The 21307-nt window shown below is 62.9% G+C and carries 21 protein-coding genes; all 21 read right to left on the reverse strand.

The window, feature by feature from the left end; all coding sequences use genetic code 11:
- Positions 1-4: 4 nt before the first annotated feature.
- The 21 genes from A7A77_RS15190 to A7A77_RS15290 are packed head-to-tail and all read right to left on the reverse strand — an operon-like array spanning position 5 to position 21292.
- The gene (locus A7A77_RS15190; RefSeq protein ID WP_082836178.1) at positions 5-2131 is read right to left on the reverse strand and encodes a GumC family protein; all 2127 of its coding nucleotides are present in this window, start codon (positions 2129-2131) and stop codon (positions 5-7) included.
- On the reverse strand, positions 2128-2841 hold the full coding sequence (locus A7A77_RS15195; RefSeq protein ID WP_066560170.1) for a polysaccharide biosynthesis/export family protein: 714 nt from the start codon (positions 2839-2841) through the stop codon (positions 2128-2130). The genes A7A77_RS15190 and A7A77_RS15195 overlap by 4 nt, the downstream gene beginning before the upstream one ends.
- Position 2842: 1 nt before the next feature.
- The gene (locus tag A7A77_RS15200; RefSeq protein ID WP_066560172.1) at positions 2843-4267 is read right to left on the reverse strand and encodes an O-antigen ligase family protein; all 1425 of its coding nucleotides are present in this window, start codon (positions 4265-4267) and stop codon (positions 2843-2845) included.
- A gap of 6 nt (positions 4268-4273) precedes the next feature.
- Complete coding sequence (rfbA, locus tag A7A77_RS15205) at positions 4274-5140, reverse strand: glucose-1-phosphate thymidylyltransferase RfbA (protein ID WP_066560177.1); 867 nt, start codon at positions 5138-5140, stop codon at positions 4274-4276.
- Entirely contained in the window at positions 5137-5997 is an 861-nt protein-coding gene (rfbD, locus tag A7A77_RS15210; protein ID WP_066560184.1) for a dTDP-4-dehydrorhamnose reductase, read from the reverse strand. Before rfbD ends, rfbA begins: the two co-directional genes overlap by 4 nt.
- A complete protein-coding gene (gene rfbB / locus A7A77_RS15215) occupies positions 5994-7043 on the reverse strand; it encodes a dTDP-glucose 4,6-dehydratase (protein ID WP_066560187.1) in 1050 nt (349 codons plus the stop codon). The genes rfbD and rfbB overlap by 4 nt, the downstream gene beginning before the upstream one ends.
- Positions 7040-7606, reverse strand: a complete 567-nt coding sequence (gene rfbC / locus A7A77_RS15220) for a dTDP-4-dehydrorhamnose 3,5-epimerase (RefSeq protein ID WP_216635599.1) — start codon at positions 7604-7606, stop codon at positions 7040-7042. The genes rfbB and rfbC overlap by 4 nt, the downstream gene beginning before the upstream one ends.
- 9 nt (positions 7607-7615) lie before the next feature.
- The gene (locus tag A7A77_RS15225) at positions 7616-8668 is read right to left on the reverse strand and encodes an EpsG family protein (RefSeq protein ID WP_066560189.1); all 1053 of its coding nucleotides are present in this window, start codon (positions 8666-8668) and stop codon (positions 7616-7618) included.
- On the reverse strand, positions 8665-9732 hold the full coding sequence (locus A7A77_RS15230; protein ID WP_066560194.1) for a glycosyltransferase family 4 protein: 1068 nt from the start codon (positions 9730-9732) through the stop codon (positions 8665-8667). The genes A7A77_RS15225 and A7A77_RS15230 overlap by 4 nt, the downstream gene beginning before the upstream one ends.
- The gene (locus A7A77_RS15235) at positions 9729-10940 is read right to left on the reverse strand and encodes a glycosyltransferase (RefSeq protein WP_066560199.1); all 1212 of its coding nucleotides are present in this window, start codon (positions 10938-10940) and stop codon (positions 9729-9731) included. The genes A7A77_RS15230 and A7A77_RS15235 overlap by 4 nt, the downstream gene beginning before the upstream one ends.
- Positions 10941-10953: 13 nt before the next feature.
- Positions 10954-11676 carry a sulfotransferase family 2 domain-containing protein gene (locus A7A77_RS15240; protein ID WP_066560202.1) on the reverse strand — a complete coding sequence of 241 codons (723 nt, stop codon included), beginning with the start codon at positions 11674-11676 and terminating at the stop codon, positions 10954-10956.
- Positions 11676-12770, reverse strand: a complete 1095-nt coding sequence (locus A7A77_RS15245) for a glycosyltransferase (protein ID WP_066560205.1) — start codon at positions 12768-12770, stop codon at positions 11676-11678. Before A7A77_RS15245 ends, A7A77_RS15240 begins: the two co-directional genes overlap by 1 nt.
- Positions 12767-13354, reverse strand: coding sequence for an acyltransferase (locus tag A7A77_RS15250; protein ID WP_082836180.1), 588 nt, complete (start codon positions 13352-13354; stop codon positions 12767-12769). Before A7A77_RS15250 ends, A7A77_RS15245 begins: the two co-directional genes overlap by 4 nt.
- Positions 13351-14235 carry a sulfotransferase domain-containing protein gene (locus tag A7A77_RS15255; protein WP_066560208.1) on the reverse strand — a complete coding sequence of 295 codons (885 nt, stop codon included), beginning with the start codon at positions 14233-14235 and terminating at the stop codon, positions 13351-13353. The genes A7A77_RS15250 and A7A77_RS15255 overlap by 4 nt, the downstream gene beginning before the upstream one ends.
- A complete protein-coding gene (locus A7A77_RS15260; protein WP_156500608.1) occupies positions 14232-15542 on the reverse strand; it encodes a lipopolysaccharide biosynthesis protein in 1311 nt (436 codons plus the stop codon). Before A7A77_RS15260 ends, A7A77_RS15255 begins: the two co-directional genes overlap by 4 nt.
- Before the next feature lie 8 nt (positions 15543-15550).
- Complete coding sequence (tviB, locus tag A7A77_RS15265) at positions 15551-16825, reverse strand: Vi polysaccharide biosynthesis UDP-N-acetylglucosamine C-6 dehydrogenase TviB (RefSeq protein WP_066560221.1); 1275 nt, start codon at positions 16823-16825, stop codon at positions 15551-15553.
- A complete protein-coding gene (locus A7A77_RS15270; protein ID WP_066560224.1) occupies positions 16822-17217 on the reverse strand; it encodes a VanZ family protein in 396 nt (131 codons plus the stop codon). Before A7A77_RS15270 ends, tviB begins: the two co-directional genes overlap by 4 nt.
- Positions 17214-18284 (reverse strand): NAD-dependent epimerase/dehydratase family protein, encoded by a 1071-nt coding sequence (locus A7A77_RS15275; RefSeq protein ID WP_082836181.1) that lies wholly within the window; start codon positions 18282-18284, stop codon positions 17214-17216. Before A7A77_RS15275 ends, A7A77_RS15270 begins: the two co-directional genes overlap by 4 nt.
- A complete protein-coding gene (locus tag A7A77_RS15280; RefSeq protein WP_066560226.1) occupies positions 18247-19455 on the reverse strand; it encodes a glycosyltransferase family 4 protein in 1209 nt (402 codons plus the stop codon). Before A7A77_RS15280 ends, A7A77_RS15275 begins: the two co-directional genes overlap by 38 nt.
- Positions 19456-19503: 48 nt before the next feature.
- Positions 19504-19944, reverse strand: a complete 441-nt coding sequence (locus A7A77_RS15285) for a MarR family EPS-associated transcriptional regulator (RefSeq protein WP_156500609.1) — start codon at positions 19942-19944, stop codon at positions 19504-19506.
- A gap of 43 nt (positions 19945-19987) precedes the next feature.
- Positions 19988-21292 (reverse strand): sugar transferase, encoded by a 1305-nt coding sequence (locus A7A77_RS15290; RefSeq protein WP_082836182.1) that lies wholly within the window; start codon positions 21290-21292, stop codon positions 19988-19990.
- Positions 21293-21307: the final 15 nt, after the last annotated feature.

Here is a 21307-nt window from a genome sequence, read left to right on the forward strand (position 1 = left end):
GCCCCTATTCTTCGTTGTAGGAATAACCGAAGCCGTAGCCATCGCCATAACCATAGATATCGTTGCGCGCATCCAGTTGCGTCGTCAGCCCGCCGAGAAGCGGGGCGCCGACCCCGCGCATGCGGGCGATGCCCCGTCGCACGGCGCGTTGCGATTCCGCATTAGCCTGCACCACATAGACGACCGCATCCATGGCCCGCGACAGTTCGGGGGCATCGGCCAGTCCAAGGACGGGCGGGCCATCGAAGATCAAGCGATCGTAGCCGAGCGATCCCAGCTGTTCCAGCGCCGCTTGCATCCGCGCTGCGGTCAACAGTACGAACCGGTCCTTGCGAACCGGACCGCTGGGAAGGAAATCGAGCCCGAACTCTTCGAGTGGGGCAATTTCCGGCGGTGAGGCCGGATCGGAGAGAAGCGCGGACATGCCATGCGTTCCGCGAACGGACAACAGTTTGCTGAGGCCTGCTCGCCGCATGTCTAGATCGACCAGCAGGATCCGCTCTCCGACCCGCGCGAAACTGTGCGCCAGCGCGAGCGAAGAGATGGTCTTCCCTTCGTTCGGGCGCGTGCTCGTCAACATGAGCGAACGGCCGGCGCGCGCCGTTCCCAGCCGGATCGAAAGCGCGGCGGACGCATAGGCCTCCGACAGTTCGGAATGCGGGTCGGTAATGTCCTCGAGCAACCGGCTCTCGTCCGTCTGCGGGATGATGCCGATCAGGTCGAGGCCCAGTTTCGATCGCATCTCTTCGGGATCGCGGATAGAGTTGTCCATCGCCTCTGCCGCATAGACCGCAAGTCCGCAAAGGACCGCCGCCACGGCGAACGCGATGGCGATGTTCAACGGCAGCGACGGGCTATAGGGCGACGCGTTGGGCAAGGCATGTTCGATCTGGGTCATGTTGTTGTTGCCGGTTCGTCCGACGTCGATTTCCTTGAAGCGTTGCAACAGGGCGTCGTAGATCTGTCGGTTGGTATCCACCTCGCGCAGCAGGATGCCGTATTGCACGCCGCTGCCCTGTTGGCCGAGATAGGCGGCTTTCACGTCCTCGAAACGTTCGCGCAGGCCGCGCTCTTCAAGCATTGCCCGGCGATATTCGCCCGTTCGCGCGCTGCCGAAGCGGTCGGTTTCCGATGTGAGCGAGCGGCTGATCGATTCCTCTTCCGCCCGCAACGCTTTTACCTTTGTGTTTTCAGGCCCGAGCGTGCTGCCAAGGTTTGCAAGTTGTCCGCGGACTTCGGCCAACCTGGTGTTGAGGGCGCTGGTCCCCGCGACCGCCGATGCATCGTTGCCCGCGCGCATGGCGCTTTGTGCCGCGATGCGCCGGGCGGTTGCCTCTGCCAGAGCCGTGCTGAGGGTATCCAGTTCCGCGGAAAGCAGCGTGCTGCCCGCACCGCCGCCGTTTTCCCCCCGCTCTACGACCACGATCCCGTGGGCGTTGGCATAGCCAATCAGGTTCGCTTCGGACTTTTCCAGCCTTTCGCGCATTTCGCCCAGTTGCTGCTGCAGCTGTTCGCGGGCGAGAAGCGTGTCTCCGAAGCGTTTGTCGTAATTGGCGCGCAGGAATTGCTCCGCCCAGGCATTGGCGAGCTGCGCCGAAAGGGCGGGGGCAGGGGTGATGAACGAGATGTCGACAAGGTTAGATCGCTCGACCGGCTCAACATTGACGGTGTTCAGCAGGACGCCAGCGGCCGTGCGTTTCAGTCCCGGCTGTCCGGCGGAAAAACCGAATGTCTCAAGGAATTCTTCATTGGCAAGCAGGTTTTCCGCTTCAATCACCCGCTCTGCCAGAAACCGCGAATGGAGCAGCTGGTACTGCGTTTCGTAGTATTGGCGGTCGCGTTCCTCGACCGGCGCATCGATCGTATCGGGCCCTGCGGCGGCACCGCTGTCCACGCGGCTTATCTCTATCCGCGCGGTCGACAGGTACCGCGGCGTCATCAGCAGCGTCGCCGCAATGGCCAGTACGAGGCCGGCGCCGAACAGACCGAGCAGCCAGAAGCGCAGTTCGATGGTGCGACTGCGATAACGCTCCACGATATGGGAAATCTCGGGCGCGGGCGAATGGGCGCCCATCAACGGGGTTCCCAACGCGGCGACGGGCTGATTGGGGTTCAGTTTATTCATGGTCATTTACCAAGCCGATCGATCAGAATGGCGCTTGTAGTGAGCAGAGGGAGTACGGTGAGCATGCCGGAGAGGCGCCGCCAGAATGGCGAATCGCCAACCATCACGATGTCGCCGGGGTAGATCGACGGATCGGCGTAGTTACCGCGCTCTATCGCGCCCAGATCGTATACCCCGATGTATTGCACTCCCTGAACCTTGCGAAAGATCAGCACTTCGTCTCGCTTGGCGAATTCGCCACGCCCGCCTGCGGCGTTGACGGCGCGCAGCAGTGTCGTCGCGTCGTTCTGGGCATAGTTGCCGGGCTTGGCCACCTCGCCACCCATCGACACGGTGGCGGCGACAGGTGTTACCGGCATCACCACCACTTGCGGGTCAATCACGAAGCGCCCGTCCAGACGGCGGGCAATATCGTCGGCCAGATCCTGTGGCCCACGCGACGCGGCAGGGACAAGGCCGATGTAAGGAAAATCGAGCAGCCCGGCTTCGTCGACGATATAGGTGCCGTCAAGCGTTTGGTCCTGAAGCACCCGCACGTTGATCTGATCCAGCGCGCGAAGCCGGTTGGCATCGCCCCGGTCGGGGGCGGGCAGGGTGGTGAGGTCGGTCACCGTGATACTCGGCGCCGCGCCGATCGGCGGTCGTGGTCCGCATCCGGTCAGCACGGCTGCGGCGAACAGGACGAACGGCCCATGCCGTCTTAGTGGATAAGCCATTTCAGGGATTACCTTCCAGCTTGGCCGGGGGCGGGGCCCCCGGGTGATTTTGCGACAGGGCCGGCTTTGCCGCTCTTGCTGCACGGCAGGTCGCGGCAAGGGCCATGATCGCGATGATTTCGAAAATCGGATCACGCATCGCGTATTCGACGGAACTGGTCACGATCAGGACCGCCACGGCCGCCGCAATCAGCACGAGGCTTCCCGTGGGCAGGCGGTTCGCGCGGTGCAGCCGGACCAGCGCAAGGCCCGCGCCCGACGCCGCTGCCGTGAACAGCGCAAGCCAGGGCAGTCCTCCCTCAATCACGAGCTGCAGGAAATCGTTATGTGCCATGTTAACGTACGTCGGGCCGACCAGCGCCGTCGGTTCGTGGATGTAGAAAGCATCCTCGAACGCGCCGATTCCGGTGCCGATGGGCCAATAGGTCTGCGCCATGGTCAGCAGTGTCGGCATGAGGGCGAACCGGATGTCGTCCAGTGGGCTGTGTGTCAGCAGCTGATCCATCGCCGGAACGCGGCCGGACAGCACAGCCGCTGCGCCTGCCAACCAGATCGCCGCCAGGCAGCCCAGCGCAATCACCGCCAACTGTCCCGGTCGGCGGGCGAAGCGTCCCGATTGCGGCAGCGTCCTTGCGGCAAGGAACAGCGCAACGGACGATGCCGTGATCGCGATAGCCGTCGCCATGAAGCCAGCGCGCGATCCGTTAACAAGATTGACGAGTGTGAGCCCGGCAATGCCCACCGGCGCCAGCCAGCGCATGGCGCGGTCTTGCGGCCGGATCGCCAACAGGCCGGCAAGGGCAAGGATACCCAGCACGTTGCACAACGCGGCATGGTTGGAGTTGGCGAAAAGACCGACCGGAGAGCCGATGTTCGTTCGCTCGTAAAGATAAAAGACCTGCGTTGGCAGCGCAATTTGCAGCAATCCGACAGTCGCGCTGGCAATGGCAAGCAGGGCCACGGCGGCCAGCACACGGCGTGGGGCGGCATCGCCCTGCGCCGCCGCGATCGTCAGCGCGGCAAACAGCAGCGGCGTTCCGGCAAGCGCGTTCAGCGTCCGATAGGGGGCCAGCGAAAGCGGATAGGCCTGTTCGAGCCCCATCGCCGATGCCAGCGCAGCCACGGGTTCTCGACCGGGCAATGCGGACCATATCGCGAATGGCAAGGGGACCAGTTGTATCATCAGCAGCAAGACAATGCCGCTGACGAAGAGCAGCGGCAGGCGCGGAATCGCACGCCAGTCGACGATCGAACTGCCAAGCGCGGCAAACAGGCAGCCAAGCGGCAGGAGCAGGATCAGTCGCCCGGAATCGTATCGCGATGTCCCGCCAAGCAGCATCGTGACCGTAACGAATACGGCGAGCAGCCAGATCCGCCCGGCAACGCTGCCCGCCTGACCACTAATACTGTTCCGCGCCGCGTTCACGGGTGATCAGGCCAGGGCGGCAAGGTATGCGCCATAGGCGTTCTTGCGGAAGCGTTCCGCACGCCGGTCCAGATCGGTTGCACTGATCCAGCCCGAACGGAACGCGATTTCATCGGGTGAACCGACCTGCAGGCCCTGCCGCTCGGTCAGGGTGCGGACGAAATTGCCCGCGTCCAGCAGGCTGGCGTGGGTGCCGGTATCGAGCCAGGCAAAACCGCGACCCATTCTTTCCAGATCCAGCGCTCCTTCGGCCCGGTAGAATTCGAGCAGGTCGGTAATTTCCAGTTCGCCCCGTGCGGACGGCTTTACCCGTTCGGCAAGATCGGGCGCACGGCCATCGAGAAAGTACAGGCCGGTTACTGCATAGTTCGAAGGCGGATCGATCGGCTTTTCGATCAGCGCGACGACCTGATCGTGTTCGTCGAAGGCGGCGACGCCATAGCGTTCCGGATCGTTGACGTGATATCCGAACACTGTCCCGCCATGGGGCTTCACCGAGGCCCTTTGCAGTATTTCCGGAAGGCCGTGGCCGAAGAAGATATTATCGCCCAACACCATCATCGACGGGGCGCCATTCAGAAAATCGCGCGTGAGCAGATATGCCTGCGCCAGCCCGTCCGGCGATGGCTGGACGACATAGGTGAAGCGCACGCCCCATTGCTCCCCCGACCCCAGTATCTCCTGAAACTGAGGCCGGTCGCCCGGTGTGGTGACGACGGCGATGTCCCGGATTCCGGCAAGCATCAGCGTGCTTAGCGGGTAGTAGATCATCGGCTTGTCATAGATGGGCAGGACCTGTTTCGAGACGCCCATCGTGATCGGCCAGAGCCGTGTGCCGGATCCACCGGCCAGAATGATGCCCTTGCGTTTCATGTCGCGGATTCCTTTCGGGAGACGAGTTCGGTGAGCGCGGCTTGCCAGTCGGGTCTGGGAATCGCGAAATCGCGAACGGTCGCCGAACAGTCGAGACGCGAATTTCGCGGCCGTGCCGCCGTGGTGGGATAGTCGGACGTCGCGATATCGCGGACGGCGCAGTCCAGACCTGCGGTGCGAAAGATGGCGCGAGCGAAGTCGGCCCAGCTGACGTCCGGTGTGCCGGACAGGTGGTAAGTTCCGCCGGGATGACCGCCAATCAGGTCCCTCGCGATTGTCACCACGGCGCCGGCCAGCGCCGATGCCGGCGTCGGGCCGCCGATCTGGTCCGCCACGACGTTCAGCGATGATCGTTCCGCACCAAGCCTTAGCATCGTGGTCGGGAAATTCGCGCCGGTTGCCGAGAAGACCCAGCTTGTCCGCAGGATCGCATGGCGCGCCCCGCTTTGCCGGATGCGCAATTCGCCGGCGAGCTTCGTTTCGCCGTAAACGCCCAGCGGTCCTGTCGGATCGTCGGGGCGGTGGGCGGCGGTGCCGCCGCCCGCGAAGACATAATCGGTGGACAGGTGGACGAGGGGAATGGCCATTGCCCTGCACGCATCCGCCATCGCCCCCACAGACACGCAGTTGACGAGCGATGCGGTCTTGGCCTCGTCTTGGGCCCGATCTACGGCCGTGTAGGCGGCAAGGTTGACGACCGCGTCATGATCGCCGTCGGTAATGCAGGCTGCAACATCCTGCGGTCGGGCGAGGTCCAGTTCGTCACGCCCGAGGAAACGGCAATCGACCCCGTGCGGAACGGCGGAGCGCAGTGCCGTGGCGACCTGGCCCGTCCTGCCGATGACGAGCAGTTTCACGCCGCCGTTCCCAGCCGAACGCCGACGCCATCACGATCCTGCAGGGCGCGCCACCAGCGTTCGTTGGCAAGATACCAGTCGACGGTGTCGGCCAGTCCTTCGCGCAGCGTGCGCGAAGGCGACCAGCCCAGTTCATCCTCTATCCGGCTTGCGTCGATGGCATAGCGGGCATCGTGTCCGGGGCGGTCGGTGACGAACGCTATCTGGTCGGCATAAGAACCGACGGCTTTGGGTCGCTTCTTGTCCAGTATCGCGCAGATATCGCGTACAAGGTCTATGTTGCGCCGCTCGTTGCCACCGCCGATATTGTACGTGCGGCCCACTTTTCCACCAGACAGCACGCAGAGCAAGGCATCGGCGTGGTCCTCTACATAGAGCCAGTCGCGGATATTCTCGCCCTTACCGTAAATCGGCAGCGGCTTTCCCGCGAGTGCGTTGAGGATGACCACCGGGATCAGCTTTTCGGGGAAGTGATAGGGGCCGTAGTTATTCGAACAATTGGTGACCAGTACCGGTAGGCCATATGTTTCGTGCCATGCCCGAACGAGGTGATCGGATGCCGCCTTCGAGGCTGAATAGGGTGATCGCGGATCGTAGGGCGTGTCTTCGGTAAAGCGGACTGCCGGATCGTCGGGCAGGGAGCCATAGACCTCGTCCGTCGAAACGTGATGAAACCGAAACGAGCCCGGTTTGCCGTTCCGTGTCCAGTATGCCCGAGCCGCTTCCAGCAGATGGAATGTGCCGGTAATATTCGTGCTGATGAAAGATCCCGGCCCGTCGATGGAGCGATCGACATGCGATTCCGCGGCAAGATGCAGGACCGCATCGGGGCGGAAAACTGTGAATGCCTCATCCACCGCTTCACGTTCGCAGATATCGATCCGGGCAAAGCTGTAGTGCGGATCGTGCGCTACCGGATCGAGATTTTCGAGGCAGGCGGCATAAGTGAGTGCGTCGACATTCAAAACGTCGTGTCCGCGCGCGATCGCGAGCCGGACTACGGCCGAGCCGATGAAGCCCGCCCCACCGGTAACCAGAATTCTCACGGCGTACGCCTTTCGATGAATGGAGTTTGCAGTTCGGCAAGCGGCGCGGCGGCGGCGTCTTTGTCCGAGAGGAACGGGCCGGGCGTTTCGGGCCATGCAATCCCCGCGCTGTCCCAGTGTGCGGCGATCTCTTGCGCGGGGGCGTAGCCGGCGGAGCATTTGTATTGCACCTCGGTATCGTCGCAAAGCGTCAGGAACCCGTGCAGGAAGCCATGGGGTACGAACATCTGCCGCCCGTTTTCGGCAGAGAGTTCGTGCCCAACCCATGCGCCATAGGTTTCCGAACCCCGCCTGATGTCCACCGCGACGTCGAAGATCGCGCCGCGGGTACAGCGCACCAGTTTATGCTGCGCAGCGGGCGGTGCCTGTGCGTGCAGCCCGCGCAGCGTGCCGCGCAATCGAGACAGCGAGTGGTTGTCCTGAACGAAATCGCAGTCGATTCCGGTTTCTGCCCAGTCTTTCGCAGACCAGCTTTCGGTAAAGAAACCGCGCGCGTCGCCGAAACGGCGCGGCGTCACCAGGAAAACCCCCGGGAGATCGGTTACGGCAATGTCAGGTGGCAAGGTCGTGCCTCAATATAGCATGCGACTGGCCGGAGGCATGCCGCCCAGCCAAGTCTGATAGGGCAGGTAACAGTCGTTGAAATGGCGTGAGAGAGCGGTCCACACGATCAGCATCACAAACAGTGCCACGTAAGGGGCCGCCGCGATCGTGCGCCGGTGGCTGTGAAAAGGAAGAAACGGCAGCCCGGCCAGGATCATCGTCTGGATGGGAACGAGGTAATAGGACAACCGATCGGCGATCACCGAGGACAACGGCAGCATCGCGAGCAAGGCGAGCATCATTTGCGAACCGAGCAGCACGAGGCGATAGCTGTCGTCCGGCAGGGTTTGCCATCGTTGCCTCAGAAACAGCAGGAATGCGATGCCTGTCAGGGCAACGAGCCCGACCCGGAACAGCGCCCCCGCCGCATCGATATCGGTATCGACATATCGCGTCGTGGCCGTCTCTGCGTTGCCGGCCATCCACACGATCGCGAGGCCGGGCACGGCGAGCAGCGCTGTCGTGATCACGCGTCGCTGCGTGATGTCCCCCGAAACCAGAGGTGCCAGCAATAGGAAGACGATTGCGCTTGAATGGATGGAAGAGGCCAGCAGGACGATTATGACGAACCGCACCGTGCGTCGGTCGATGAACGCGACATAGGCGCCGCACATGATGCCGATCGCCATGGCCTGACGGATGCCCGACATCGGCATGTTGATGATGAGGACGGGAAACAGCAGGATGAGATAGGCAAGCGGATCGGGCTGGCGCCGGGCGACAAGGTGGATGCCGCCGAAAAAGACCAGAGCGGACACGACGTTGATCCAGGGATAGGCCAGCCCGAGGTCTGCCTGGGCGATGAACAGCGAGACCCACAGGGGATCGTTGCCCTCCAGCGCATCGCCGAAGTCGCTCACGCCATGGACGTAGAACTGGTTGAGATAGCCGGTCCAGTCGCAACCGACTTCGAACCGGAAAGCCGCGAACAGGAACAGGCCGACAAGCACCGGCCAATAGAGCCAGCGCTTGCCCGCCACGCTGACCAATATCAGCGCGGCAAAGACAAGAACGTAGATCAATGGCGAACCGCCTGCCGCAGCATTCCGGCCACGCGCGGCCCCCAGACCGCAAGGCTGTAAGCACGCTCTACCTTGGCGCGCCCTGCATTGCCCATGCGTCGTCTCAGGTCTTCGTCGTCGAGCAGGGTGCCGATTGCGGACCGCCATTCATCCGGCGTGGTCGCCAGAAAGCCGTTGACTCCGTGCTCAACGATATCGGCGTTCACCCCGACCGGCGAGGCGACGACCGGCAGGCCGCATGCCATGTACTGAATCAGCTTGTAACCGCACTTGCCGCGCGACCATGGCGTATCGGATATCGGCATGATGCCGATGTCCATTTCCTGGATCCGGCGCACTTCGCTGGCCTCTGTCCATGCGAAGGCGTCTACCAAGGGATGCGCTAACGGTTCCGCGCCGACGGTTCTGATCCGCGCGCCGTGCCCTGCCGCGATTTCCAGCAGGGCGGGCATCAGCGGCACCATGTATTCGCGCCATGTGCTTGGCGTACCGATCCAGCCGATGGCGGGTGGACGATCGGACCCGGCCCGTTCGCCGACGGCATAGTGATCGAGGTCGACCACTGTGGGCACGATCTCGACGCATCGGGCGCCTGCGCGCAGTGCCCGTTCCGCCAAATAGGGATTGCCCGCTGTCACGATCGCAGCCCCTGCCATCAACCGGTCGATCTTGGCGCCCAGCATGGCCCGGACCGCGGCGGAGCGATGCAGATCGTATCGGTGGAAGATCGCATCGTCGCAGTCGATCGCATAAGGTGCCGCGCCGGTCAGCGCAGCGCGTTCGCATATGGCCGGAAGCCATGGAAACGCCTCTGACTGGATCCACAACAGATCCGGCGATGGGCGCCTGCGCAACAGGGCAAGGCGGCGGGCATAGCTGGCGACGATCTGCATTCGCCTTGCCCTGCCGTCATACAGCGCCGCAAGGTACTCCGGCCCGAAGAAGGGTTCGAATGCCGGCTCCATTCCGGCCGCGGCAAGCGCGGGCTCGTATTGCAGAAATCGCAGCCGGCTCGATGCGCCGTTGCGACTGTATCGTGCCAGCATTGCGATCTTCGGGTTCATTGCCGGGCATCTGCTTGCGTGACGGCGCGATAGATTTCGCGATAGCTCCGGGTGCCTGCGTCGAGCGAAAACACCTCTTCGGCGGCTCGGCGGCACCGCGCCGCCAGGTCCGGGTCGGTCAGCAATCCCTGCAAGCCATGCCACGCCTCGAGCATAGCCGCCTCCGACCCGTCCCTGGCGAGCACGCCGATCCGGTAGTCCTCTACGATCCGGGCGACATCGCCGACCCCTGCGTTGGCGATCACCGGCTTGCCGCAGCCGAGGATCTCGCCAAGCCGGGTGGGTGAACGGCCCAGTTCGGAGGTATTCCCGCCCGCGTAAAACATGACCGAGGTCTGCTCGCGCCGAAGGATGGACGGAATGTCTTCAGGGCGGGCGGACCGGATCGTCACCCGGTCTGCCAGCGCCGGGCCCAGCGCTTCGTACACGCGGGCGGCATCGTCTCGGGTTGTGATGGCAAAGCGCGCGCCGGAATTCTCGCGTGAGACGACGGTAACGAAGGTGCAGAACCAGTCCATCCGGAACCACCCGCTCAAAACTGTGCCAAGGCAGCCGATCACTTGCGGTTCATCGCCGGGAACGGGGGCGGAGGCGGATGTGAAGCGGTCCAGATCGACGCAAGTCGGGATTACCGAGATGCGCTGCGTGCCGGTCTCGCGTGGATAGGTTGCGCGCAGATGGGCCGCCGCAGCATGCGTCAGCGAAACGACCGCGGCCGCGCGTTGCAGGCAGGCCCGCTCCATCGCAACGATCGCGCGGTGCAGCACCGATCCACGGCGCAGCCGGCCCGCCGTCACCAGCTCTTCGGGCCACAAGGCGCGCATGTCGAATATGAACGGAACGCCGGCGCACTTGCCCACGACCATGGCCGCCGCCGCAGGGACGTAGGACCGTGCGTGGATCAGCCTGATGTCGTACCGACGAACGGTGCGCCGGATCAGTGACAGCAGTTGCATCGGAACGTAGACCGCAGCAAGCACCCTTGGCAGCGAGCGGAAGCGTTGCGGTAGCCAGCGTATGCCCAGTTCACGGCACCGCGCCCGCATCTGCTCCATCGCGGCGCGATCTGCGCGATCTGCGTCCTTCTCGTAGGTGATGAGGGTAATCGCATGATCGCGCGAAAGGCCGCGCAGATAGGCAAAGACCTGGCTCTGCCCCAGGGGTTCGAGCAGGCCGTTGCGGGTGACGTAAAGCACGTTGATGGTCATCGGCGGGAACCGGCTATTCGAAGGAATAGCCCAGCACTTCCACATCCTGACGATAGAGACCGGCGACGATGTCGACCATGCGCGTATCATACAGTTGTCGGTAATCCTTGCCGTCGCCGCGCACCCGCTCTTGCGGGAGCGGGGTTCCGGGGGCCAGCCGGTTGCTGACATAGGCGTAGGCCTGGTCCATCCGTTCGAAGCGGCCGACATAGTCGACCAGGATGCGATCCCGCGCGCCCGGCTGCGATATCCAGGTCAGCTGGCTGCGGAAGTGGACGTAGCGCATAACATCGGACCGGAAGCGTTCATCCCCGTCGAGACGGTGCAGGAAAGCGGCGAAAGTCTCGACATCGGCGAGCCGCGTCGCCGCCCAGCGGTGATCGAAAAAGTCGGGCCGGGCGGTCCGCCGCCTGTGCAGATAGTGAAAGGCGCTGCTCATCCGGTCCCACGGATTGCGCACCACGCAGAACGTGAACCATCTGCGAAAGCGATCCGGATCGGCGGCGATGTACCGGGTTGCGGGTATGTGGAACGATTTTCGTCGCCAGATCGCCTTGCGCAGGCTCGTACCGGCGGCCTTGGGGACATGAATGAAAACCGCCTCCAGACGTTCGTCTTCGGGAAGGTAGGGATAGGACAAGACCCCGGTACGCAGGGCAAGCCGCTGCATGGGCAGGCCGTGGCGGAATTCCATGTCCTTGACCCGAAGCCGGATGCGGTCCGCCGCGGTAAGCATCAGCGCGCGTTTCCTTGCTCGACGGTTGCAAGATAAGCGGTGGCGGCGCGCAACGGTGAGAAATCGGCAGCACGGCGGCGGAGTGCCGAGCGATCGACCGGCATCGCAAGCGCTTTGGCCATGGCCATGGCCATCGACCCCGCGTCGCCGACCGGCGTCAGGTGGCCCCAGCGTCCGTCCGCCAAAATCTCTGCCGGGCCGGAGGGGCAATCTGTCGAAACGACCGGCAAACCTGCGTGCAGCGCCTCGACGATGACATTGCCGAACCCCTCCGCGTTGGAAGACAAGACGAAAAGGTCAGCACTGGCGTAAAATGGGCCGGGATCGTCGTGGAACCCGGCGAGGATTACCCTGTCGGTAATGCCCAGCTCGTCCGCCCTTGCACGCAACCGGCCCTCTTCCGGGCCGGCACCGAGGATCATAAGGCGTGCGTCCTTGCGTCCGCACCGCGACAACGCCTCGATCAGGAGGACCTGGTTCTTGACCGCCTTGAGCGATCCGACCGTAAGGATGCGCGCGCCGCGCGGAATGCCCCACATGGCTTCGGCTTTGTGTGGATCGCTTGCCGGGGCAGGAGCGGGTATCGGATTGCCGACGACATCGAACCGGTCGATCGGCATCGCAGCAAGCCGGGCCATGTCCTGCGCGACCCCGCGTGAAACCCCGATGCGGGCTTGGGATAGCCGATAGCCGATGGCCATCGTCGCCTTCATGACCAGTCGGTGTAGCGGTCCGCGACCCGCATATTGAGCCGAGAGAATCCCATGTTCGACGACGATGCACTTCGTCCGGTGGCTCAACATTGCGCAGACGAACGGTGCGATGACCGTCAAAGGCCACATCGATGCGATGAGGATGTCGGGCCGGGCATACGAAACATAACGCGCAAGGGCGATTGGCAAGGTTCGCACGCGCCTGCAGCCCAGACTGACCACCGGAAAACGCGCTCGGCCCTCTGCCATGAACGCCCCTTGGGCCTGCATGAGCACAATTTCGACGGACCATCCGCGTTCGGCGAAAGCGTCTGCCAGGCAGAGGTTCACACGCTCGGCCCCGCCGCCGCGCAGATCAGGCAAGAGGAACGCGATCTTCATGCCTTGATGACGTCGATGGGCCGCAACGGTCCCGTGGAGACACTGCCAGGCATTTGCCGGACGATCCGTGCGGGAACGCCAACCGCGAGAACATTGTCGGGCAAATCGCCGGTCACGACGGAATGTGCGCCGACCACCACGTTGTCGCCTATGGACACGCCTTTCAACACCGTTACTTTCGCGCCAAGCCAGACATTGTTGCCAATATGGACGGGAGCGGTGACGAAGCCGTTCCGGGCGGTCGGGACAGGGCCTCCGGCACGATGATCCTGATCGCGAATCGTCACGTACTCTCCGAACAGCGCATGATCGCCGATGCTGATCTGCTCACGAGCGACGAGGATTGCTCCGTGCCCGATAAAGGCCTCCCGTCCGATCGACAGCTGGCCGCCTCGCGCCTGAAGAAATGCATTGCGCTGGACGAAAGCGTCCGGTCCGATGCGCAGCCTGCCACCCTGTCGCAATACGATCCGCACACCGCCACCAAGCTTGAAACCGGGCGCGATATCGCTGTTACTCAAGATCCAGCGCGCGAAATGACCGCGCATTTTTGCGCCAAGCCGGCGAAGCGAGGCAATGCTCATTTGCAGCGTTTTCTCAGGTCGGCCAGTAGACGCTGATCGTCGGCGCATTCATCTCGTATCTGGGTGTCGAGTGCATCGTGCGCCGACCGGTCGCGATAACCGGCGGTTTCGTTGAGGCGCCGCAGTCGTTGCGCCATGCCGAGCCGGGTCGACCCCGTGAGCGTTCGCAAGGCAGCCGCGAGCATGAGGATGATTTTCGGGGGACGGCGCGTCAGCCGGGCCAACCAGTGGGATCGAGGCTGTTTGGCAGCGTGGATGCGCGGGAAGTGTCGGCGGCCATCATCCGCCAGACCAAGAAAAGCGAGAATGTTCAGATAGGTCTGCGCAGGCTGGGAAATCCATTCCGCCATGTCGATCACCATCAACCGATCGGGCGGGAAGACATTCAGCCATCGATTGAGATGTTCGCCAAAGCGGGCAACCGATTGGTAATCGAGCAGACGCAGTTCCCGGCAGTATGGAGGTATCTGTTCGCCCTCACGGTCGCTTCCCGTCCGCCAGGCGGTTGCGAAATCTTCGATATTCTCGTCCAGATTCAGCAGTAATTGGTTGTGGTAGGATTTCAGGAACGCAACGGGTTCGCGGGTGAACAGGATAATCTGCGGGTCGAGCGCGAATGCGGCGATGTTGGTCGGAGCATCTTGGGAATAGAGATATTGCACCGAAGCTTCGCCGACGATGCGGGCATCGCCGCAATCCGAGAACTGTTCTTGATACGCGTCCTCGGTCTTGACGAATTGATATCCGAGAAAGTCCGTGCAGAAGAAGTGCGGCTCCTTGTCGCGCGAAAATGCGATCTGCGGGTGGTGCCGCAGATACTCGACCCATGCGGTGGTGCCGCATTTGGGCGCGCCAATAATGAATAGGTTGGGACGGATCATCGCGTTTTGCGCCCCGCAACAAAGCCGAACACGGTTGAATCGATGCCGAGCACCCGTCGCGAACGGTGCCAGAGCATGACGTTCCACACCGTCATTGCGATGCTTGACGCGATCGCCGCGCCCATCGCGCCATGGGTCGGCACCAGGGCGAGGGTGAGCGCCAGATTGACGATTGTGCCGGCGACCATCTCCCTGAGCGTGATCCGCTCGTTCCCGGTCATGTTGAGCAGAGTCACCACCGCCCCGAAAAAGGCGTTCACACACTGTCCCGCGAGCAGAACCATTAGCAGGGGAAAGGCGCCGGAATAACCGGCACCGTAGAGCGCCGTCAGGATCGGATTTCCCCACAATGCGAGGATGAGCACGAATGGCGCCATCGTGGCGAGTGAGAAGACTGCGCCGGTGGCCATGAGGTGCTGGAGCGCTGCAGTCTCACCACGGGCATGAAGGCTGGCGATGCGCGGTCCGACGATCATGGCCACCATGCCCAGGCCCACGATGACGAGGGAATTGGCCGATTGCGCAATCTTGAAAAGCGCGACCGAGGTCGGATCGGCCAGTGCGCCGACGATCACGATACCCAGATTCTGGCTGGCGACCTGCACCCCGGCAAGTGCCGCCAACGGCAGAATCGCGTTCTTCCATGCTACAGAATCCTGTTCGGGTCGGGCGTGCCAGATCGCTTCGGGACTGTGGCGGCGCAGCAGGAGCGCACCGAACACGAAGGCTGCCGCCGCAGCGGCGACGGTTACGATCATCGCTTGTTCAACCGGAACCAGACCGTTTGCGAAGAACCAGAGCGCGGCAATGAGAAGGAAAGTGAGGAGCGGCCTGCCGATTGCGTCCGACAACTGGCCCCAGATGATCTTATGCAGGCCGCGCAAGGCGGCATCGCGGGCGCGGCCGAGAGCGATCAACGGGACCAGTGGTGCGCCGATGAGGGCCACCAGCCAGGCCTCTTGCGAGCAGAAGGCGGCGGCGATGGCCAGCCCGATGAACAGCGAGGGCAGAGCGGACACCGCGATCCGCTTCGTAGCCCAGGCCCACATCCCACGAACGCGCCCCCATCGACCCGTCATCGATCCGGTCGACGTTTCGCGCAGCACCAGCGTTGGCAACCCCATCTGGACGGGGATGCCGATGAGGGTCAGCACGCTGATCGCCATGGCGTAATTGCCATAACCGTCCACCCCGAGCGCGCGCGCGAAAAGCACCGAGCTAGCCGTGGTCAGGCCGAGCGAGCCGATCCGGATCGCAAGGCTGCCGCCGCCGGCGCGCAGCAGCCAGCCCCGCTGGGGTATGGCCATCGCCGTGCTCACAGGCGAAGGTCGCTCTCGGCGGCCGGGAACAGGCTTTTCAAGTCGCAGAACACGTGGATGTCGCGCCCGTGGCCGCGCATGGCCGCCGAACCCGCTTCGCGAAAGGCATCGTGCGCGACGGCAAGGATCACGCCGTCGTAGGCGCCTGCATCGGGCCTTGCGACAAGGTTGACGTCATAGGCCTGCCGCGCTTCTTCGGGATCGACCCATGGATCGTGGATTTCCACCGTGACGCCATAATCGGCCAGTTCGCTGACAAGATCGACGACGCGGGTGTTGCGAAGGTCCGGGCAGTTTTCCTTGAAGGTTAGGCCGAGGATCAGCACACGCGCGCCATCGACCTGGATCCGGCGCTTCAGCATGGCCTTGACCATCTGGCCGGCAAGCCATCCGCCCATGCCGTCGTTGATGCGGCGACCGGCAAGGATGACCTGCGGATGATATCCCAGAGCCTCTGCCTTGTGGGTCAGGTAGTACGGATCGACCCCGATGCAGTGCCCGCCGACAAGGCCAGGGCGGAAAGGCAGGAAGTTCCACTTGGTTCCCGCCGCGTCGAGCACGGCCTGGGTGTCTATCCCCATGCGTGCGAAGATGATCGCCAGTTCGTTCACCAGCGCAATGTTAAGGTCGCGCTGCGTGTTCTCGATCACCTTGGCGGCTTCTGCAACGCGGATGCTGTCTGCCCGATAGGTCCCGGCTTGGATGATGGAGGCGTAGAGCCGGTCGATCGTTTCCGCCACTTCGGGCGTGGAACCGGCGGTGACCTTGCGAATGGTGGTAAGGCGATGCAACTTGTCGCCCGGATTGATCCGTTCGGGGCTGTATCCGCAAAAGAAATCGCGATTGAAGGCAAGGCCTGACACACGTTCGAGAACGGGTACGCAGTCCTCTTCAGTGGCGCCGGGATAGACCGTGCTTTCGTAGATCACGATATCGCCCTTGCCCAATACCCGCCCCACTGTTTCGGAGGCGCGGATGAGCGGGGTGAGATCGGGCTGCTTGTGCGCGTCGATCGGCGTCGGGACGGTGACGATGAAGATGCTGGCCGCTTTAAGCGCTTCGGGATCGGACGTGAAGCTTAGCAGCGATGCCTGTGCCAGTTCGTCGCCATCAACCTCGCGCGTAGCGTCATGCCCGTTGCGCAGATCCTCGATCCGCCCCTCGTTCACGTCGAAGCCTATGACCGGCCGTTGTTTGCCGAATTCGACGGCAAGGGGCAGGCCGACATAGCCGAGTCCGATCACGGCGATCGTGTCGGTGGATAGAGTCATCGCGGTTTCTCATTCAGGGCGCGGGGAGGGGTCTTGGTGCGGCCCCGTGCCAGGATGGAGTTGCCCAGCCGGAACGACAGGACGACGAAGACGCAGCCGACCGCTCCGGCAAGGAAATCGTCAAAGGCGGCTTCGCGTCCGGGTATCCAGATTTGCGCGATCTCGATCAGGGCGGCGATGACCATGCACGGCAGCGCGGCGCAGCGACCGGGGCGGGCCACATGCACCGTCAGGGTCAGCAAGGCGAAGCTGACGGCATGGAGCGCCAGGTCGTTCTTCCCGTGCAGCGCAGGGTGATCGGGCAACTGACCATCGTACGCGATCGCGAAATAGAGAATTGCGCAAAGACAGGCCGCAGCGAGCAGCGAGCCGAGGGCGCGGACACCGTTCATTTGCCGTAGTATCCGCGGAACCATTCGACGAAGCGGGCGATACCATCGCGAACGTCGGTTTCGGGGCGATATCCGGTAAGGTTCTGGAGCAGGCCCGCATCGGCCCATGTCGCGGGCACGTCGCCGGGCTGCATCGGCATGTAGTTGCGGATAGCCTTGCGGTTCAGGCAATCCTCTATGGCGTCGATGAAATCGAGCAGGCGGATCTTGTCCGAATTGCCGATGTTCACGATCCGGAACGGGGCCACCGGCGACAGGCTGTCGTTGGCGGCGATGTCCCCGGCGCTTTTCGGGCGGACCGGCGGGGAGTCGATCAACAGGCGGATGCCGCGGACGAGATCGTCGACATAGGTGAAATCCCGCCACATCTCGCCGTTGTTGTAGATGTCGATCGGGCGCCCCTCCAGGATCGCATCGACGAACTTGAACAGGGCGAGGTCGGGGCGGCCCCATGGCCCGTAGACCGTGAAGAACCGGAACATCGTGGTGGGAATGTCCCACAGGTGGGCATAGGCATGGCCCATGCTTTCGTTCGCCTTCTTGGTCGCGGCGTAGATGGTAAGCTGGGTGTCCGCCTTGTCCGTTTCGGCAAAGGGCATGTCCTCGTTCGCGCCATAGACCGACGAGGTGGAGGCCATCAGCAAATGACCCACCCCGGCCGCTTTTGCCGCATCCATCACGTTGAGCGTTCCGGTGACGTTGCTGTCGATATAGGCGCGCGGATTTTCGAGGCTGTAGCGAACACCGGCCTGGGCGGCGAGATGGACGATCGTGTCGGGCGCGAATGCGGCGACCGTATCGCCAAGCGTGCCGCCATCTTCCAGCATCGCCTCGGTTGCGGCAAAGTTGGCGTATTCGCGCAGGATGGCGTGGCGACGCTGTTTCAACGCGACATCGTAATAATCGGTCATGCCGTCATAGCCGTGAACCTGCAAACCCTCTTCCAACAGGGCGCGGGCCAGATGAAAGCCGATGAATCCGGCCGTGCCGGTGATGAAGACCTTGTGCAAAGGATCGTTTCCCGTGTTTTCAGGCAGCGGCAGGGCGATTTTCGCTGCTTGCTGCATGCCGGCCGGTTGCCCGGGCCAGTCGGTTGATTTCGGTTCGGTATGCGTCGATCACGATCTGCTGATCGTATTCGCGTTCCATTTTCGCGCGTCCGGCGCGCCCCATTTCCGTCTGTGCGGCGGGAGGCATCGCGATAAAGCCGGTGCAGGCGCGGGCGAGGCTTTCGCTGCTGCGAGCGCTGCACAGCAGGCCTGTTTCGGTGTCGTCGACCACTTCACGGCAGCCCGGCACATCGGTCGCGATCAGGGGGCGCGCCATCGCCGCCGCCTCGATCAACGTGCGGGGTGCTCCTTCGCGATAGGAGGGAAGGACGACGCAATGGGCGGCGGCGATTTCACGGCGCACGTCGGAGCTGGTGCCAAGATATTCGATCCCGTGACTTCGCTCCCACCCATGGACAGTGGCAAGATCGATTGCGGTGCGGTTCGCATCCCCTGCCGCGCCCAACAGCTGAAAGCGCGCACCGGGATATCGCGACCGTACGATGCGGGCGGCTTCGACATATTCGTGCACACCCTTGTCGCGCAGCAAGCGGGCGATCATCAAAAAGACGGGTCCGCTGTCCGAAGCAGGCGGCGGCGAGGGGGCAAACCGGTCGAGGTCGATACCCGATCCCGGCAGCAGGACCGTCTGTGCGTGTTCTACCAGCTTGCGTTCGATGAACAGCGAGAGATCGTCGCGGTTCTGGAAGAACACCCGTGGCACCGCGCGGAACGCCTGCCGGTAGAGCATCGTCGCAATCCGCTCTACCGCGCCGCCGGACAGGAACGCGGTGCCAAGCCCGGTCACGTTGGGCAGAAAGGCGATGCCATGCCGCCGGGCCGCGAGCGCGCCGTAGATATTGTTCTTGATGGTGAAGCCAAGGACGACATCCGGGCGAAGGGTTCCGAATGCCCGGGACATCCGCCGCAGCAATCCGGCGTCGCGCACGGGGTTCAGGCCTTTGCGATCCATGGGCAGGTCGCATACTTCGCACCCCATCGCGGCCAGCGTGGTGACGCTGTCGTCCAGCGGGGCCAGAACCGTCAGCCGATGACCGTCCGCCAGTAGTGCGGAAACGAGGCCGCTGCGGAAATTGCATAAGTTCCACGCTACGTTGACTGTCAGCACGATGTGGGAACCGGTCGCACGCACGGTTTCGCGGGGCGAGGCTGGGTGTGAGCTGGTCATGATGGCGATGATTTCGCGGCGCGTTGCGGTGCGCGGGATCGTGCACGGCTAGGGTTTGTCGATCTTTTCGGCGTCAGCCTTCAGGCTTTCGATCTGTTCGGCCAGGCGGTCGTGTTCGGTCAGCTTCGTTGCCAGGATGCGATGCGTATCAGCCATCCTGCGCGCACGACCCTGTGGCGTCAGGGCGTATGCGTTGCGCGGTTTGTTCGAAGGCGAACGAAGGTTCCGGGTCTTGATGAAACCCTGGTCGGCCAAGCGCTGCAGGGAATAATTGATCCGCCCCACGCTGACGCCAAGGCGTTGCGCGATTTCGCGTTGCGAAAGGCGCGGTTCGTTTTCAAGAAGATAAAGCAGCTCAAAATCGAGCAGTTCACGATTGGAGAGGGGCGGTTGAGACATATTCTTCGCCAAAGCTACCGCAGTGTGGGTGAAATACCCAACACGTAAAAATTTGGCAGTCTTGAAACGTGCGAAGAAATGTACGTTCAATTTTGAACATAGACTTCCGGCATCAGGTGTTCAAGAGAAAATTCTATTTTGCTCCATGCCCGGTCAGGACTGTGCGAATCGTCATCAATACGATCACCATGTCGAGCCAGATCGAGAAATATTTGAGATAATAGAAGTCGTATTCCAGCTTTGTGCGGGCTTCGCTCACCAGGGCTACGTTACCCTGATGCACTGCCGCCCAGCCGGTGATCCCCGGACGCACAAGGTGGCGATAGGCATAGTAGGGTAGCTCTCTCTGGTAATCGCGGCCCAGTTTCAGCGATTCCGGGCGCGGGCCGATCCAGCTCATCGATCCCTCGATCACGTTGAAGATCTGGGGCAACTCGTCGATCCTCGTCTTGCGGATAAAGCGACCGACCCGGGTGATTCGCGGATCGTTGTCCGTCGTATATGCGGGGCCGGGGATGTCGCTGCGCATCGACCGCAGTTTATAACAGACGAATTTCCGCCCCCGATAGCCAAGCCGGACCTGAGGAAACATGGCGGCCCCCGGGCTTTCGAGTCTGATCGCAACCGCGAATATCGCGATGACGGGCAGGACCAGAAGCGAGGCGGGCACGGCGAAGAACAGATCGATCAGGCGCTTTACGCGCAGATAGGGCTGTTCGGGAAGGATCGCGCCGAAAACCTGCTCTGGATGATCGCGCAGCACCATTCGGCCGGTGATCATTTCACGCAGTTGCGCTGCTTCGTAAACCGGTATCCCGCGCAAGGTGGCGCGAGTGAACAGCCGTTCGAATTCGTCGGCAATGCCGGAATGGGAATCGTAGACGATACCCTGAATATCCGGAGGCAAGACCGGAACGTGCAGGTGCACCCATTCGATCGAGGCAAGCATCAGATCGTTATCCGGCCCGCCGCATCCGATATAGGCCAGGCGCGGGGCCGTTACCCGCGCGCGGATCATGGCGATGGCAAGGTACCAGGCGCTGCCGATGACGAAGCTGGTGACGGGGTGGTAGTAACCGATCCGCCCCAGCGCGAGCTGCACCGCGATGAAAACCCCGCCATAGGCCGCGGCGAAAACCGGCAGGATGATAACCTTGTCGTCAACCAACGGAAGCAGGCCGATCTTGCGAAGATAGACGTGGGCCGCCAGCAGCGCGACCACAGAAGCATAGAACGAAGGTTCGTTCGGCAGAACCGATCGGGCCCACGCCAATTCGCTTGCGAACAATGGATGGAACAGTTCGGGGATCAGGATCGCCAGAACCAGCGCCCCGATGAGGGTGAAGCGATTGGTCCGCACGAGCGCGCCGATCTGACGCCTGCGTGCGCTGTGACGGGTGACGAACTGCTGGACGTGATGAGGAAGCTCGCGTGCCATGTCTGCCTCCCCGCC

The sequence above is a fragment of the Croceicoccus bisphenolivorans genome, assembly GCF_001634625.1.
Taxonomy (GTDB): domain Bacteria; phylum Pseudomonadota; class Alphaproteobacteria; order Sphingomonadales; family Sphingomonadaceae; genus Croceicoccus; species Croceicoccus bisphenolivorans.